Origin of the sequence: Pedobacter alluvionis (assembly GCF_003664035.1) — a bacterium.
GTDB lineage: Bacteria > Bacteroidota > Bacteroidia > Sphingobacteriales > Sphingobacteriaceae > Pedobacter > Pedobacter alluvionis.
Genome location: NZ_RCCK01000013.1, coordinates 485,189 through 502,671, shown reverse-complemented (window position 1 = coordinate 502,671; position 17,483 = coordinate 485,189). Strand labels below are relative to the sequence as shown.

The 17,483-nt window shown below is 37.8% G+C and carries 13 protein-coding genes; 4 read left to right on the top strand and 9 right to left on the bottom strand.

The window, feature by feature from the left end:
- Positions 1-64 precede the first annotated feature (64 nt).
- The 3 genes from BCL90_RS18915 to BCL90_RS18905 all read left to right on the top strand — a co-directional run bounded on the left by BCL90_RS18915 (position 65) and on the right by BCL90_RS18905 (position 4,885).
- Entirely contained in the window at positions 65-1,549 is a 1,485-nt protein-coding gene (locus BCL90_RS18915; protein ID WP_121285803.1) for a xylulokinase, read from the top strand.
- Positions 1,550-1,609: 60 nt separating this feature from the next.
- A complete protein-coding gene (gene xylA / locus BCL90_RS18910) occupies positions 1,610-2,941 on the top strand; it encodes a xylose isomerase (RefSeq protein WP_121285801.1) in 1,332 nt (443 codons plus the stop codon).
- A gap of 276 nt (positions 2,942-3,217) precedes the next feature.
- Positions 3,218-4,885, top strand: coding sequence for a sodium/sugar symporter (locus BCL90_RS18905; RefSeq protein ID WP_121285799.1), 1,668 nt, complete (start codon positions 3,218-3,220; stop codon positions 4,883-4,885).
- 358 nt (positions 4,886-5,243) lie between these two features.
- On the opposite strand, the gene BCL90_RS18900 is transcribed toward BCL90_RS18905, so the two are convergent.
- From BCL90_RS18900 to BCL90_RS18860, 9 genes are all read right to left on the bottom strand, one after another.
- Entirely contained in the window at positions 5,244-5,624 is a 381-nt protein-coding gene (locus BCL90_RS18900; protein WP_121285797.1) for a hypothetical protein, read from the bottom strand.
- Position 5,625: 1 nt separating this feature from the next.
- A complete protein-coding gene (locus tag BCL90_RS18895; RefSeq protein ID WP_121285795.1) occupies positions 5,626-6,861 on the bottom strand; it encodes an ABC transporter permease in 1,236 nt (411 codons plus the stop codon).
- A gap of 97 nt (positions 6,862-6,958) precedes the next feature.
- Complete coding sequence (locus BCL90_RS18890; RefSeq protein ID WP_121285793.1) at positions 6,959-7,597, bottom strand: MBL fold metallo-hydrolase; 639 nt, start codon at positions 7,595-7,597, stop codon at positions 6,959-6,961.
- A 49-nt stretch (positions 7,598-7,646) separates the two neighbouring features.
- Positions 7,647-8,234 (bottom strand): gliding motility lipoprotein GldD, encoded by a 588-nt coding sequence (gldD, locus tag BCL90_RS18885; RefSeq protein ID WP_121285791.1) that lies wholly within the window; start codon positions 8,232-8,234, stop codon positions 7,647-7,649.
- Positions 8,235-8,309: 75 nt separating this feature from the next.
- Positions 8,310-9,053, bottom strand: a complete 744-nt coding sequence (locus tag BCL90_RS18880; protein WP_121285789.1) for a shikimate dehydrogenase family protein — start codon at positions 9,051-9,053, stop codon at positions 8,310-8,312.
- An 84-nt stretch (positions 9,054-9,137) separates the two neighbouring features.
- On the bottom strand, positions 9,138-9,905 hold the full coding sequence (locus BCL90_RS18875) for a phosphosulfolactate synthase (RefSeq protein ID WP_121285787.1): 768 nt from the start codon (positions 9,903-9,905) through the stop codon (positions 9,138-9,140).
- A 60-nt stretch (positions 9,906-9,965) separates the two neighbouring features.
- The gene (locus BCL90_RS18870; RefSeq protein ID WP_121285785.1) at positions 9,966-11,369 is read right to left on the bottom strand and encodes a tetratricopeptide repeat protein; all 1,404 of its coding nucleotides are present in this window, start codon (positions 11,367-11,369) and stop codon (positions 9,966-9,968) included.
- 1,296 nt (positions 11,370-12,665) lie between these two features.
- Positions 12,666-15,176, bottom strand: a complete 2,511-nt coding sequence (locus tag BCL90_RS18865; RefSeq protein ID WP_121285783.1) for a M1 family metallopeptidase — start codon at positions 15,174-15,176, stop codon at positions 12,666-12,668.
- 102 nt (positions 15,177-15,278) lie between these two features.
- On the bottom strand, positions 15,279-16,160 hold the full coding sequence (locus BCL90_RS18860) for a TraB/GumN family protein (RefSeq protein ID WP_121285781.1): 882 nt from the start codon (positions 16,158-16,160) through the stop codon (positions 15,279-15,281).
- A 134-nt stretch (positions 16,161-16,294) separates the two neighbouring features.
- Here BCL90_RS18860 and BCL90_RS18855 point away from each other — a divergent pair, with 134 nt between their 5' ends.
- Positions 16,295-17,407 carry a TlpA disulfide reductase family protein gene (locus BCL90_RS18855; RefSeq protein ID WP_121285779.1) on the top strand — a complete coding sequence of 371 codons (1,113 nt, stop codon included), beginning with the start codon at positions 16,295-16,297 and terminating at the stop codon, positions 17,405-17,407.
- The last annotated feature ends 76 nt before the right edge of the window (positions 17,408-17,483 follow it).

The following is a 17,483-nucleotide window of genomic DNA, read 5'->3' as shown; positions in this document are numbered from 1 at the left end:
TATATTTTTCCAGCTATCTTTATGCAACCGTTTGCATAACCAAATATTAAAATTAGATGAAAGCATGTATTTATTAGGAATTGATTTAGGTACCTCATCCATAAAAGTTGCCATTGTTGATGCAGCTACACAAAGAAACATAGCTACCGCTCAATATCCGGAGGAGGAAACAGCCATCAAATCTTTACAGTCTGGCTGGGCAGAACAATCTCCTGATGATTGGTGGCAAAATGTTCAACAGGCCATTCTCAAACTAAATTCGACAGGTCTTTTTGATCCAAAAGAAATTAAATCCATTGGTATTGCATACCAAATGCACGGATTGGTTGTTGTAGATAAAAACCAGCAGGTGCTCCGAGATAGTATTATTTGGTGCGATAGCAGAGCAGTTGAACTGGGCAATAGTGCTTTTGAGGCCATTGGGCATGACAAATCCCTGAAACATTTATTAAACTCTCCCGGAAACTTTACGGCATCAAAACTGGCCTGGGTTAAAGCAAATGAGCCAGACATCTATAACCAAATTGATAAGATAATGCTCCCTGGCGATTTTATTGCTATGAAATTAACAGGAGAAATTACAACAAGTATCTCGGCACTATCTGAAGGCATTTTCTGGGATTTTGAAAACCACGAAATTTCTAAAGATGTAATGGAGTATTATGGCATTTCAGATAACCTTATCCCACCCGTAAGACCTTTATTCTCCGAACATGGTTATTTAAAAGCCGATATTGCCAATTCTTTGAACTTACCAACAGGTATTCCTGTTGCCTATAAATCTGGCGATCAGCCGAACAATGCACTTTCACTAAATGTATTAAAACCTGGGGAGGTTGCGGCCACAGCCGGAACATCTGGAGTAATTTATGGCGTAAGCGACGAACTTACTTACGATCAACAATCAAGAGTGAATACTTTTGCGCACGTAACCTATTCCAAAGAAAAAAAGCACACAGGAGTTTTACTTTGTATTAATGGTACCGGCAGCATGTATCGCTGGGCAAAGCATAATTTTGCACCACAGTCTACTTATGCAGACCTGAACATCCTGGCGTCGAAAGCGCCAATAGGTAGTAATGGTTTAAAGGTACTTCCTTTTGGAAATGGTGCAGAACGGATGTTAAACAATCAATATACTGGTGCACAGTTATTGGGTATAGATTTAAATCTCCACAATCAATCAGATATCTTCAGGGCGATACAAGAAGGGATTGCCTTCTCTTTCCGTTACGGATTGGATATTATGCGGGAAAATGGCATGCAGCCTAAAGTCATCCGGGCCGGAAGGGCCAACCTGTTTTTAAGTGATGTATTTGCACAAACATTTGTAGATGTTACGGGCATTCCGGTAGAACTTTACGAAAACGATGGCAGTGTAGGCGCAGCATTAGGTGCGGGCATAGGCGCAGGAATTTTTAAAAATGCAGAAGAAGCTTTTAGCAAACACGAAGTAATTAATACTTTAATGCCACAACATTCAGCTGAATATGAAGCAATCTATCAGGATTGGAAAAAAATATTAGAAAAACAATTAGCAATTGGTTAATGGTTCACAGCCATCGGCTATCAACTATGAACCAACAACCACGAATCAAAAACAAAAAACATGACAAAAGTAGTAACAGGAGCAACTGAATTTTTCAAAGGCATTAACCAGATCCAGTTTGAAGGTCTGGAAAGCGATAATCCACTAGCATTTAGATGGTACGACGCCAATAAAGTAGTAGCAGGCAAAACCATGAACGAGCATTTTAAGTTTGCTTGTGCTTACTGGCATTCATTCAATGGTAATGGTGCCGATCCGTTTGGAGGAGCAACACACGTTTTCCCTTGGGATGAGAAGAAAGATGCTGTAGAAAGGGCAAAAGATAAAATGGATGCGGCCTTTGAATTTATCACCAAAATGCAGATCCCTTATTATTGTTTCCATGATGTAGATGTGGTAGATTATGGTGACGATATTGCAGAAAATGAACGCAGATTACAGGCCCTTGTTGAATATGCAAAACAAAAACAAGCAGATAGCGGTGTAAAACTATTGTGGGGAACAGCCAATTTATTTAGCCATAAGCGTTACATGAATGGTGCATCTACCAATCCTGATTTTCATGTGCTGGCACACGGAGCTGCCCAGGTTAAAGCAGCTTTAGATGCAACTATTGCTCTTGGTGGCGAAAATTATGTTTTCTGGGGAGGAAGAGAAGGCTATATGAGCTTATTGAATACCAACATGAAACGTGAGCAGGAGCACCTGGCTAAATTTTTACACGCGGCTAAAGACTATGCACGCAAACAGGGCTTCAAAGGAACATTCTTTATTGAACCTAAACCATGCGAGCCTTCTAAACACCAATATGATTACGACGCGGCAACAGTAAAAGGCTTTTTACAACAATATGATCTGTTGGCTGATTTTAAATTAAATTTAGAAGTAAACCATGCAACACTGGCAGGTCATACTTTCCAGCATGAATTACAGGTTGCGGTAGATAACGGCCTATTAGGTTCTATCGATGCAAACCGTGGCGATTATCAAAATGGCTGGGATACCGATCAGTTCCCGAACGATATTAACGAACTCACCGAAACCATGTTAATCATTTTAGAAGGTGGTGGCTTACAGGGTGGAGGTGTAAACTTCGACGCGAAAATCCGCCGTAACTCTACTGATCAGAAAGACTTATTCTATGCGCATGTAGGCGGAATGGATATTTTCGCAAGGGCATTAGTTACCGCAGATGCTATTCTTCAAAAATCTGATTACAAAAAAGTAAGGGCCGACCGCTATGCTTCATTTGACAGTGGAAAAGGTGCCGAATTTGAACAAGGCAAACTAAGTTTAGAAGATTTAAGGAATTATGCTGCAGAAAATGGCGAACCAGAGGTACGCAGCGGAAAGCAGGAATATCTTGAAAACCTAATTAACAGGTATATTTAAATTCATCTTTATACATGTATTCTCCGTGGTCTTCACAGATCATGGAGAATACGTATATTAATTTTTGAAAAATAAATTTCTCAACGCCTTTATAGGCAGGCATTCCATTGCACTGCAAATTGAAATGACGATATACATAGCTCACCTGAGCTCAACAAACCTGAATTTTAGGAAGGTCAAATTAATAAACGTCATTTTAACATTTTTTAATTCAAAAAAAAGCGGATATTAATTTATGATTTTACTACTTTTAGATTTCTAAACCAAATAACTTAAATGAAAGTCACAGATTACATTATTTTTCTAGCCTACTTTGCCATTGTAGCAATTTATGGTTTCTGGATTTACCATCGTAAAAAGCAAAAGCAGATGAGCAGCAAGGATTATTTTCTTGCAGAAGGTTCACTTACCTGGTGGGCAATTGGCACATCTTTAATTGCCTCGAACATTAGTGCCGAGCAATTTGTAGCCATGAGCGGCGATGGATTTAAAATGGGATTAGCCATTTCTACTTACGAATGGATGGCTGCTGCAACATTGGTAATTGTTGCTACATTTTTTATCCCTGTATATCTTAAAAATAAGATCTACACCATGCCCCAATTTCTAAGTCAACGTTACAATGGCACTGTAGCCATGATTATGGCTGTGTTTTGGTTGTTATTGTATGTTGTGGTAAACTTAACCTCAATCTTATATCTGGGAGCTTTAGCTGTAAGCAGTATTTCGGGTATTGGCTTTTGGTATTGTATGATGGGATTAGCCATCTTTTCGGTAATTATAGCATTAGGTGGTATGAAAGTAATTGGTTACACGGATGTAATCCAGGTAGCGTTTTTAATTTTCGGCGGTTTAGCAACTACTTATTTAGCACTTAATTTAGTAAGTGATCATTTTGGTGGCCACGGCGTATTAGATGGTTTAGCGTTCTTAAGAGAAAAAGCACCAGACCACTTCCACATGATATTTAAGAAAGACAGTGCGAATTATGCTTCATTACCTGGCATGACGGTATTGCTTGGTGGGATGTGGATTGTAAACTTAAACTATTGGGGTTGTAACCAGTACATCACCCAGCGTGCTTTAGGTGCTGATCTGAAAACAGCCAGAGCAGGTATTTTATTTGCAGCGTTTTTAAAGCTGTTAATGCCGCTAATAGTGGTTTTGCCAGGTATTGCAGTATATATGTTATACCAGGAAAAAACAGGTATTGATGTAAATTCAATGATGCCTGGCGGAGAACTTCGCCCAGATAGAGCTTACCCTACTTTATTGAGTATTTTACCAACAGGATTAAAAGGTTTATCTTTTGCCGCTTTAACCGCAGCAATTGTTGCCTCACTAGCTGGTAAAATTAATAGTATCTCTACTATTTTTACTTTAGATATTTTTAAGAAACACATTAATAAGGAAGCCAGTGAGAAAAAACTGGTAAGTACCGGACGCGTAGTTGTAATTATTGCAATGGCTATCGCAATCGCTATTTCTCCCTTCTTAGGTATCGATAAAAAAGGTGGTTTCGAATTTATTCAGGAGTACACAGGTTTTGTAAGTCCTGGTATTTTTGCCATGTTTATTTTGGGTTTCTTCTGGAAAAAAACCACTTCAAATGCAGCCTTATTTGCTACTATAGGTGGCTTTGGTTTATCGGTATTGTTAAAATTCTTACCGGGAATGATGGATTTGTCTTTCCTTCACGATTTTGGATTCTCGGTAGCCAATGCAGATGGAATTTATGAAATACCTTTCTTAGATAGAATGGGTATTGTATTTGTAGTCTGTATTGTAGTGATGTTTGCCATTAGTATGTTAGAAAACAGCAAAGGCGATAAATCTAATGGTTTAGAAGTAGATTCGAGCATGTTCAAAGTTCATCCTTCGTTTGCCGTTGGATCGATACTTGTGTTCGGAATTTTAATTGCGCTTTACTCGACTTTCTGGTAAAATTAAATCAAGAATATGCAAAAGGCTCGCAATGAAAGTTGCGAGCCTTTTTTTGTTCGTCTACTTGCTGGTTGTCCTAAACAACCATCTTAACTACAATCTATTTCAGTGATAGAATATAGATAGGCTATAGATGGAACAGAGTTTGCGACTTGTTTAGAGGTATTGTGTTGAAACTCGATTTCTTCGTTAACCTTAGAGATACTCTGCGCAACGCTAAACAGGCTAGCCTCAAGAAGCGGCTTAGGAAGCTATTATAGTCGGTTAGACACACCAACCTACAGATAAAATTCCGCTTCAGGAAATGATTAGAATTAGACCAATAAATTGGTCTTAGGACACCAGGGAAAGAAATGAATTATTGTGCGCAAGGCCCATCAGGAATTTCTTTACTGATTTTAAGTACCTTCATCACTACTAAAGTAGAATCAAAATCACTGGAAACTATACCGGTATCAGATTTCGCAAAATAACCTTCCAACTCTACATATACCGGCTCGTATGGTTTTTCAAAGCCTAAATTGCTATAAGAAAGTTCTAGATTTTTTACACTGTCTTTAACCCAATATTCACGCCCATCTTCACATAAAGTGAAAGATTTAACTTCTGGGCCAAAACTATACAAACCTTTAACAGTTTTCAGATTACTTTTTTCTCCTTCGGCTTTATCGTTCCTACAAGCTGTAACGGCTACGCCAAGGAGCACAACGAGTACAATTGCTTGCTTAAATAACTTCATTTTATATAGTTTGATTAATTTGATCTATCTTTTTAACACTTAAATTGGATGACAAAGCAGATGCCAAAAATGAGAAGATACCTACCGTAACAAAAACTAAAACAAAATCTTTCCATTTTAGGGCAATCGGATAAGAACTTACCAGTGTTTTGTTTACTTCATCGCCCATTTTAATTAAACCATAGGTATGCTGAAAATAGTAAAATACAATCCCTATGATTAAACCCAACACGCAGCCAGACATGGTGATCATCATACCTTCAAATAAAAATATACGTTTGATTAAATTCTTGCCTGCGCCTAAACTGCTCAGAATGGCAACATCCTTCACCTTATCGATTACTAACATGGTTAACGACCCTATGATATTAAATATAGCAATAATCAGAATAAAAGTAAGAATAATATATACTGCCCATTTTTCGGTATTTAAAATGTGGTAGAGTGATTTATTTTGTTCGGCCTGATTTCTGACTTCATAATCTTTACCAGCCTTTTCGATTATTTCCTTTTTAAAATCGTCTACGTCGACACCCGGCTGGAGATTGATCTCAATAGCAGACACATTCTGATCTTCTCCGAGCAGTTCGCGGGCAAAATCGAGTGGAACGATAATACCATTGTCGAAATCTTGCTGCACCTCAAAAACGCCACTTACCCGGATGTTCTTTACCACAAAATCGTCGGCCGGATTTATCGTATTTGCTGCGATATCTTTCTTTGGCGAATAAATTTCCAGCTCTGTAAATGGGTCAACAGTATTCACAGCCAGATAACTTTGTAAAGCAGAACCGATTACTGCGTTATCGCCACTCCTATTATGTAATATAAAATGGCCTTCCTTAATGGTACTATCTAATTTTGTGTTCTTCAAATAGTCTGAACTTACCCCTTTAACCATTCCAACAGCCTGTTTGTTGTTGTATTTTAGCAAAGCATTTTCTTGCAGCACCTCAGTAAAAGCAGCAACATCTTTATTTTTTCTGAGCTGATTAAAATAGCTTGTATTTGGATCAAAGGTTTTCCCCTTAGCCGGTGTAATGGCAATTTGTGGGGTAATGGTATCGAACATATTCAATACCACTGTTTCTAAACCGTTAAATACCGATAGTATAATAATCAAAGCAGCGCTACCAACCATTACACCTACCATCGATATGCCCGATATCAGGTTAATGGCATTGGTTGATTTTTTGGCAAAAAGATACCTTTTGGCAATATAAAACGACGTATTCACGCTGGCAAAGATAGGTAAAAGGTTGAGGGTTTAAAGGTAGAAGGTATAGGGTTGTAAGCCTCTACGCTTAAAAAAAACTTAAAAACAATAATTAATATTAAAAAAACGGATTATTTTGCTTTTCAAAACCAATGCTGGTAGCTGGTCCATGGCCAGGATAAACTTTGGTTTCATCAGGTAAGACAAAAAGTTTATCGGAAATGTTTTGAATTAATTGCTGATGGTTACCACCTGGAAGATCGGTACGTCCAATACTGCCATAAAAAAGTACATCGCCCCCTATCAAAATATGATTGGCAGCACTGTAAAAGCATAAATGTGCGGGCGAGTGGCCTGGTGCAAAAATTAAGCTTAAAGTACTGTCGCCAAATGATATGGTTCCTGTTTCGGATAAAAAAGTATCAGGTTGCGGAGAAACCTCATAACGGGTAAAACCCATTGATGGTGCATAACCGGGAACAGCATTTAAAATTGGCAATTCGCCCTGATGAAACTGTGGTTTTAAGCCATAGGTATCGAACACAAATTTATTGCCGAAAACATGATCGAGATGACAATGTGTATTGAGCAATAAAACAGGTTTTAAGTCTTCGTTTTTAATGAAAGCAGCCAATTCATTTTGCTCAAAACCTTCGTACATGCCCGGATCTATAATGACACATTCTTTGGTTTCATCGTAAAGCACATAGGTATTTTCACTATAAGCGTTAAAGGTGAAGGTTTTTATTGTAATCATAATTTTTAGAAAAAACCTGCTTTCAAAGGCAGGATAACAAAATAATAAATTATTTTTTCCACCTAAAGGTAGAAATCAGCGTATCAATATCCTTTTTAATAAATTTAACAACAGGCTCAATAGAATCGTATTGTGGCCGCTCATTAAAATATAGCGCTCCTCTGAAATAATGTTTAGCGCTATCGGTTAAAAAAAACTGGACGGAAGAAGCCGTATTCCCTTCAATTGCGTAATAAATGCCATAAACTTTGTGATCAGGGTAATTGATGAGTTTTTGATCAATTGCACTGGCTTTAATGGTATGTTTAAAGGCAAGTTTTCGTGCATCTTCTACCATTTCGTCATATTCGACTTTACCTGAAACATCATAATAGGTTAAATGCAAAAAGCCATTAAACTGTTTAAAGTGCAAATTGTACCAGTTTTTTTGGGCATCACGGCTTTGATCCTGCTCTACCGCAGCATAAGTAGGGTATTTGAACGTAAAGGGAACAGGCCTGGTAAATTTGATGTAGTCTTTTTTAGGAAATACGATTCTGAAATAAGCTTTTGGCTTGGGACTATAATCATGGTTCTGGCAAGCTGTTATGAATAAAAGCAGTACAAATGGAACACAGATTAGTTGTTTAAGTTTCATAGCATTTTATCGAAGATTGTTTCCCCGAAAAGTTGGGGCAGGCTGTCGTTCCTGCTGCAAAAACGGTAAGTTAAATTATTTATTCCAGATTGCCCAGGCTTTTTCTGCTTGTTTGTACAGCATTTCCAAACCGTTTTTAATTGCTGCACCACGTTCGGCAGCTTTAGCCAAAAATGCCGTCTCCAGCGGATTATACACTAAATCGTAAGCTAAATACTCAGACCCAAGCAAACTGTAATCAATTTCTGGAAAGGTATCTACATTTGGCGACATTCCGAGTGGGGTGGTATTGACCAATAACTGGTGTGAAGTTAAAATCTCTGCTGTAATTTCTGAATATAGAATAGCACCAGGAACAGCCGTCCGGACCACCACCTGATATTGAATATTTAACTTTTCTAAAACGTACTTTACCGCTTTTGCAGCACCACCATCGCCAAAAACAAGCGCTTTAGTATGTTGTGGCTTTAACAATGGTTTTAGCGATTCTTCAAAGCCATACGCATCGGTATTATAACCTTTTAAATAGGTTGCACCTTCAAAGGTTTTGATCGAAATACAATTTACGGCTCCGATTTTTTCTGCAGCTTCATCTACTTCATTTAAATAACAAAGCACATTAACTTTATGCGGAATGGTAACATTAAGGCCGCATAATGATGGGTTTTCACTCAGCAGATCGGGCAGTGATTTAATATCAACAATAGGGAAAAGCTCGTATTGATGACCGGCTATGCCCTCATTTTGAAACTTTTCTGTAAAATATTTTTTCGAGAAAGAATGAGAAAGCGGGTACCCGATTAAGCCGTATGTTTTCATATTGATATAATAAGCAAACCTTACAGGTCTTTGAAACCTGTAAGGTTTATTTAACTATGCGCTTAGCAATGACGAATTTTGTCTTTATTTTACCTGGTTCAGGAAAAAGTCGAAAGTGTCTCCACGTAATCCTAAACGAATGGTTTCTAAAGGAATTACTTCTGCCGGGGCAATATTACCAAGGTTTACATTGCTACCAATTAATTTAATAAACCAAACCTGCTGTTCTTTTTGAGGGGCTTCCCAAATAATGGTTTCTTCAGGAATCTGGGTTAAAATTTCATCAACCAACCCTTCCCTAACTTCGCCGCTTCCACGGTAAATACCTACATTACCACCTTCGCGGGCTTCGGCAATTACTTTCCAGGAACCTGCCTCAATTTCAGCCTTCATTAATTTAATCCACTTATATGGCGCAAATATCTTAGCAGCATCTTTACTGCCTACTTCGGAAATCACAGTTACCTGTTTAGACAGTTCGCGGATAAACTCACATTTTTTATCGTGCTCAATTTCGATAGAACCATCAGAAACTTCTGCGTATTCCATCCCGTATTGATCTAAAACACGTTGATAATCTGAAAACTGGTTACGGATAATAAAGGCTTCAAATAGTGTTCCTCCGAAATAGGTAGGAATGCCTGCACTTTTATATAAAGCTAATTTTTCTTTAAGCTTCGGTGTTACGTGTGATGTTGCCCAACCTAATTTTACGATATCTGTATGTACGCCGGCAACTTCAATAAAATCTTCAACCTGGCGCAGGCTCAATCCCTTATCCATAACCATTGTTAAGCCTTTCTGGCGTGGTTTAGCTGGACGTTCGGGAACGTTTAATAATGGATAATTCATATACGTACAAAAGTGAAAAAAATTTTGAGATTTATTTGTTAAATTTTTCCCACAAGGTCGTTACCTTATATATCTGTTTATAACGGTCAAAATGGCACTATTATCCTGCAATTGCGGTAAATATTCAAACAGAATATAGTGTTTTTCCGGATCGGTTGTTAAAGCCGTTTCCAAATATCCAAGTGCATCACTATAATTTCCCTGGGCAAAAAGGTAGGCCACCATCCGGTAATACAGTTCTGCTGCTTCCGGATTATTCTTAATCGCCTCTGCCATTGTTTCCGATGCTTCCAGTAATTTTCCCTGCTCGTAAAGCACGGTACTAAAATCTAACCAGGCTTCAATATCCAAAGGATTATACTCCAATACCTTTTCGTACGCTTCGATCGATTCATCAATCTGGCCTAATTTATAATAAGCATCGGCCATGGCAAACCAGAAATCAGGGTTCTCGGCCTCTAAATCAATCGCCTTTTTATAAAAGTGCAACGATTCGAAATAACGTTCTTCAAAGTTCAGCGTAACACCGATCCCAAACCAGGCATCTGCCATTTTAGGATCCATTTTTACCGATTTTTTATAGTAAGAACGGGCTTCGTCCATTTTTTCCAGTTTCTCGCAACATTCGCCAATAGCACAATAAGTATCGGCATTAGGCGGTTCATATTCGAAAGTCTGTTTATAAACCTCTATCGCCTCATCGTATTTATCCAGCTGTACAAGCGCATTTCCTTTGTTAAAATAAGCTGAACTGAAATCTTCTTTGATTAATATTGCATAATCATAAGCGTCAATCGCTTTTTCAAAAAGGTTCAACTTGTGGAAACTATTGCCCAAATTATACCAGGCGGCATAAGAATACGGATCAGTATCGATATATTGCTGGTAAAACTTAATACTTTCTTCTTGTTTATCTAATACATCATAACAGAAAGCCAACTCATATAAACCATCCTGATTCTCCATATTCTGCTCTAAACTAAGCTTAATATAGGTAATGGCGCTTTCATAATCGCTCATGCTCTGGTAAACATAAGCCATCTGTAATAAAATCTCATCCGTACTCTCGGCCAGTCCCAAAGCTTTTTCATAATTTTCCAAAGCCTCGTCAAAACGTTCGGTATTTTGGAAAATATTACCGCGAAGCAAATAAATATCTGGTTCAGACGGTTCTAAAAGCTCAGCCTTTTGCAAGGCAATAAAAGCATTTTCATTGTTATTGGTTAGGATGTAAAGATGAGCCTGTTTAATTAAAAATACTGTTGCATAGGGGTGTTGACTGATTGCAAAATCAACTACCTGCAAAGCTTTGACCGGATCATTTTTCTCAATGTAGAAATCTACAATGTATTCGAAAGCACCTGCATCGAAGAAATACTGATCCTGGTTCCGGAGCATCTCTTCGTAACGTTCAACCGAGCGTTGTGCATCTTCGTTGGATTCAAAAAAGAATTCTTCTTCCATATATTATACTATTAAAGAACCGTGCCAATTAGCAGAAAAATACATGATAAGTTTACCAATTTTAATTATCCGTTTTAAAAATAATTATTAACATAAACCTGTTAAAGCAGCATAAACAGCTGATTATAAAGCGTATTAACTGTGATTAAGATGTGTGGATAATCGATAGATTTTTTTGCAACATCGCGGTTCCTTTTCCCTTCTTTTACAAAAATACTATAAATTTATGGCATATACGTAATGAAGAAGTCAGGAAAGGATTAGTCATTTTTCACTGTTTTTACTTTATTCTACTACAAACACATTTGCACAAAGATTGGCAGATTGTTTATATTATTGATACAAGGAGGAAAGATAAATGTAACTAATGGTCTTTACATGAAGTTATTATTGTTTTTAGGAAAGCAAAGCCTGTACTTCCATTAATGATAGTCGGGCTTTACATTATAGTCCCGATTTTCAATCGTGAGCTGCCATTTCAATCCCGTTTATAAATAACTGTTCATGCTATTATTTAGGGTTGCATAAGCCAAAATGTACCAATCGTTGTTTATAAACCTGATAGAACGGAAAGCCCGGAGCGAGGAACGAGTAAGGACTTGGAGGAATAGCAGGGCTATCAGTTACTATAGGCACAGAACCTTTCATTTCCAAAGTCTCTAAAAAACTTTATTAGTGTGCGGTCACTCTGACCTGTATCATAAATATAAAACTGTCATCCTGAGGCGTAATTAGACTGTGAGGAATCGTCATTGCGAGAAGGCCTTTTCAGCCGACGAAGCAATCTTACAACGATCGCTAACAGCGTGCGCATTAAGATTGCTTCGTGCCTCGCAATGACGACCTTTTTTTGGCTGTCAATGGTAGGGGTAATTATTTCATAAAATCAATATTAAAGAAAGATCCTTTTGGCAAATGGTAGGCTGCGCGAGATCGTCATTCCCAACTCGATTGGGAACCACGGAGTGCTCATGAATGCCTTTGAAACAAGGGGAACTTATGAATAATCGTAATGCAAGTGTTTTAAGATTCCCGCATGCGCGGGAATGACGGCCGTGCTAGTGAATTCTGCCTATGGTAGCCTGTCGAAGGACCTATTTAAACACCCTTTAAAGCGTTTCGATAAGCTCAACTTGACAAGTAATCACAAATATGAATACGGCCTCATAACGATCGCGTTATTTACAAGGCTAAAAATAATCGTTTTGGAACAGCATTAATCAAAACTTCATTATTGCATAGAGAAAGAGCCGGCGATGTTACCATGCCAGCTCTTTTCTATATGAGATTTACTATTTATTCTTTTTCTAAATCCGCTGCACCTTTTTTAAATAATTCGGCCTGTTTGTCTAGTTTTGCTTTTGCTTCTCCGCTTGTAGCAGCTGCCTGTTTCGCTTTACCCTGTGCAGTTGCAGTATAAGCCCCGGCCAATTGCTTGTTTAAATAGGCTTGTAATTTTAATCTTTCAATGGCCTTACTAATGTTCGTTATACCTTGCTCGGTGACTGCAGGGTTAGTGTTGGCTCTCAGATACTGAAAATACTGACCAACTACGCCAAAAACTTTATTCCTATCGCCTGTAAGCATAATGTTATCGTAAAATGCCTGATAATCATCCTTTGGTTCGTTGATGTATAAGGATGCGATTGAAGGCGCAATATGTGCTCTTGTATCTTCATCTAACGATGCTATGGCTGGAATGGTTTCCTGCGGTGCCAGTTTGGCCAGGCCATCAATACCGGCAGCAATTACTTTGTACGATCTATCTTTTAAACTTTCCAGCACTAAAGTTTTATAAGCCTGATCGCCGGTTGCAGCTAGTTTCACAATTGCAGCTGATCTTGCTTCGGTATTTTTATCTGTTTTGGCGATCTGCAGTAAAACCGGCAAAGCGGCTGCTTTAATCTGAGCATCTTCTAAGTTAATACCATCTATACTTAAAGCGCGTAAATCTGCAGATTTATCCTTTAAACCTTCTAACAACACCTGCTGACCGCTGTTGGCTTTGCTTTGCATAATGAATTGTAAGGCTTCAATTCTATTGGCATAACTTGGGGCATTTTTGTACTGGAAATAATAGTTTTCTGCAGTTTTATTGTCATTGGTTTCGCCAACCAAAATTTTATCCACATCAAAATCGATTAAATCGGGTTTGGAACTCACTTCAAAGCTAAAATTTTGCTCACGGCTATTAATCAGAATCTCTTTCCTGATTTTTTTACCTCCTGCGTAAATATCAATTTTTACAGGCAACGTAAAGGTCTGTACGCTCGAATCCTGTGTTTGTTTAACTTTAATTGTTGCCTTGCCGCTTTCGTAACCATAATCGATACTTAAAACCGGGTGACCACCATTGTAATACCATTGATTAAAATAAGGGCTCCAATCTTTTCCGGTAACATCTTCCATCGCTAAGCGCAATTGATGAGTTTCGCCGTTTTTAAAGGCATTGGTAGTGAGGTAACGGTTAAGCGATTTGTAGAAAGCCTCATCACCCATCTGATTTTTTAAGGCATACAAAATAATAGATCCTTTGGCATAGCTGATATTATCGAACATATCTTCCTTATCATTATAATAGAAGCGGGCTAAAACCGGGCTTTCGCCTTTTTTAGTCGAACCGAGGTAAGATTGCAGTTTTTCGTAACGCGATTTATCTTCCGCATCCTGACCTGCATCATGCCCATGCCAGATTACCTCGCCAAACGTGGCGAAAGATTCGTTCATGGTTAAGTTAGACCACGATTCGGCCGTTACGTAATCGCCAAACCACTGGTGAAAAAGTTCGTGTGCAATGGTTCCTTCTTCATTTTCATCCAATAACTCACGATCGGTTTTTTGTACCTGTTCGCCGTGCAAAGTAGCGGTAGTATTTTCCATCGCGCCTGAAACATAATCTCTGGCCACTACCTGTGCATATTTGTTCCATGGATAATCCACCCCTAACAAATTGCTGTAAAACCGGATCATCTCAGGTGTTTTACCAAAAATCTGTTTGGCGTAAGGTGCGTATTTAGGCTCCAGGTAATAATTTACTTCCTTGCCTTTATAAGTATCTTTTGTGATTTTGAATTCGCCCACAGCCATCATAAACAAATATGGCGAATGTGGCAGATCCATTTTCCAGGTATCGGTTCGGGTTCCATCCGTATTGGCTTTCTGGCTCACCAATTTCCCGTTAGAAAGCGTGGTATACTTCGATTTTACTGTTATTGAAATCTCTTCGGTCGTTTTCTGATCAGGCTTATCAATAGTGGGAAACCATGCCGAAGAGGATTCCGTTTCACCTTGTGTCCAGATCTGTGTTGGCTTATTTTTATCGGTACCATCCGGATTGATAAAATACAAACCTTTTGCATCGGTTATGGCCGCACTTCCTTTTACTTTTAATTCATCTGGTTTAGCGGTGTAGGCGATATACACCGTGTACTTTTCAGTATTCGTGTACTTTTTATTTAAGGTGATATACAGCTTATTATCTTTATAAACATATTTAAGCGGAGTATTTCCTTTTGCGCCAACCAATGCAACAGTTTTAATATCCATTCCCTGTGCATCAAGGGTTAAAGAGTCTGTAGCATAAAAATGAGGCTTTAAAGTAACCCATTCTTTACCGTTCAGGGATCGCTTAGCATAATCAAAAGATACATCGAGTTTGGTATGTACCAGATCGTTAACTTTGGTTGCCGTTACACGGTAAATATTTAAGTTGTTCGATTTTTCTGCAGGCTGTTCCTGTGCAAAAAGTGGATTAGCCATTAAGGCCGAAGCCAGCATCATACCACAGGCAATAATTTTTTTATTCATTTTTATGTTGTTACGGTTAGTACACTTTAAACAAGCTATTCGTGCCAAAGCTAAAACGCAAATGTAGTTCCCTTTCTTTTGTTTTTACAAACATTAAAAAATTTAATTGGTTGCTACAGGCTGCAAAATGTAACCTTGAAGCTGTAGCCCTTTTATTAAACCCTCGGCACCTACTAAATGACCTGCTCCAACAGCTATAAACAGCGACTGGTTTTGCATTAAGGCAGGTAACTGATCTAACCATCTTTTATTCCGGTTTTTCAACAGTTCGGTCATAAATTCTTTGGTTTCCTCATCTTCTATCTTAAAAAAATCGGTTAATTTATCGATATCCTGAGCGATATAATCAGCTTTTAGTTCCTCCATTTTTTGTTTGCTTTTATCCGCTTCCCTAATTGATTTCAGCAATGCTTTTTTTTGTTTTTGCAGATCGCTATCAAATAAAAGTGCACCCTGATATTCGGCAGTTTCCAAACCATATAACGACTTCCCGTTTTTTTTGGCATATTTCTGAAAGCTGTCATCTATCCCTTCGCTTATACCATTCAACATATCCGGACTTTCAAAAAGTACCATCATTATCGAGATCATTGCAGGTTTAAACTTATTCATCTGTTTTAGTTCAAAACCTGGTTGTTTGGTTTTGAAATAATCTTCGACTTCTTTAAACTCTGCTTTCGTAAATAAACTGTCCAGCGTAGTATCTTTCATTATTAAAAACGGGGCCATTTTAGTTTGCGTACTACTATCCATTACAATTTCGCCAACTACTGCATCAACCGATTCCAATTTCTCTTGTAATACTTGCATGGTATCGGCAAATTTTGCACTGATTAAATGATAGGTGCCAAACAAATAGGAGGGCTTTTTTAATCCGTTACCGGAAATTTCCCACAGCAGGGTATTAGTAGCCTTTTTAGTTTGTGCGTTAAGGCTGAGCCCGAACCCTAAAAGGGCGATGAATAATAATTTAAAGTTTTTCATTGAATAGTAGGGTTGAGTAAAATTAGGGTAAGATATTAAGAATTATGCTAAAGTTAAGCTACGCTAAGCCCGTAGAAAAATGCTCGTTCATAAAATCTTGTTTTCGTAAATACAAATCCTTATTTTGGTGAAATATGAAAAAGTCGCTCTTACTCCTTATTGCAATTGGCATCACTACCCTGGTTTCTGCTCAGCAATATATTATTAATGCACAAATCACTGGCTTTGAAAATGGAACTAAGTTTTACTTAAACGATTCGGAGCTTGAGACAGACATTGATAGTGCCATAATCGAAAATAATGTTCTAAATTTCAAAGGCACCCTTAGGAAAACGCCTCAATCGCTATGGGTAAAAACAACTGTAGCAAATGAGTTTTATTACTTTACCTTAATGATGGGAAATGAAAAAATTAATGTGAAGGGAGACATTAAGGATTTTCCTTTTGATCTGAAGATAACGGGATCAAAAACGCAGGATATGCATAATAAAATGATAGACTTGACTAAAGCAGGCTATAAGCAACGGAATAAATTAGTAGCGGAATACTTTGCCCTGACTGATGATAGTGCTAAATTAAAGGCTAAAGCAATATGGAAGGTTATTGGGAAGATAGATAGTACAGACAAGATTACAAGAATGAATTTTGTAAGGCAGAATTTAAATAGTTTTGAAGCGCTCGATGCTCTTTTCTATCTTAAAAATGATTTTCCAAGAGATACAATACGTAAATTTTATAATTCTCTTCATTCAAATTTTAAGAATACGTTATATGCAAAAAGAATTGATACGTATTTAAAGGTTGGAGACATTATCGATAAAGGAGATAGTTTTTACAATTTTAATGCTTTCGATAAAGATGGGAAGAAACATTCTTTATCTGAATTATCGGGCAAATATATATTACTAGATTTTTCATCTACATTCTGTGGGCCTTGTATTGCTTCAATTCCAGAGTTAAAGGAGATCTCTCAAAAGCTCAGTGATAATTTATCAGTAGTCTCATTTTCATGCGATGCCAGGAAAGAAACCTGGCTGAAAGGCTTAAGTAGAGACCAAACAAACTGGCTAAGCCTCTGGGACGGGAAAGGATTTTATGGTGAAACAATCATCAAATATGGTATATCAGGTTACCCTACTTTTGTACTCATCAATCCAGATGGAAAAATCGTCTCCAAATGGTCAGGCTATGAAGAGGGAGCGCTATTTAATAAAGTTCTTGGACAGATCTCTACAAAATCCAATTAATATTTTGTTTTGCACTTCAACCTAAACCCAATGTGATGTGTAAAAAAGAATCACAAATAATTTGATATTTCTATTA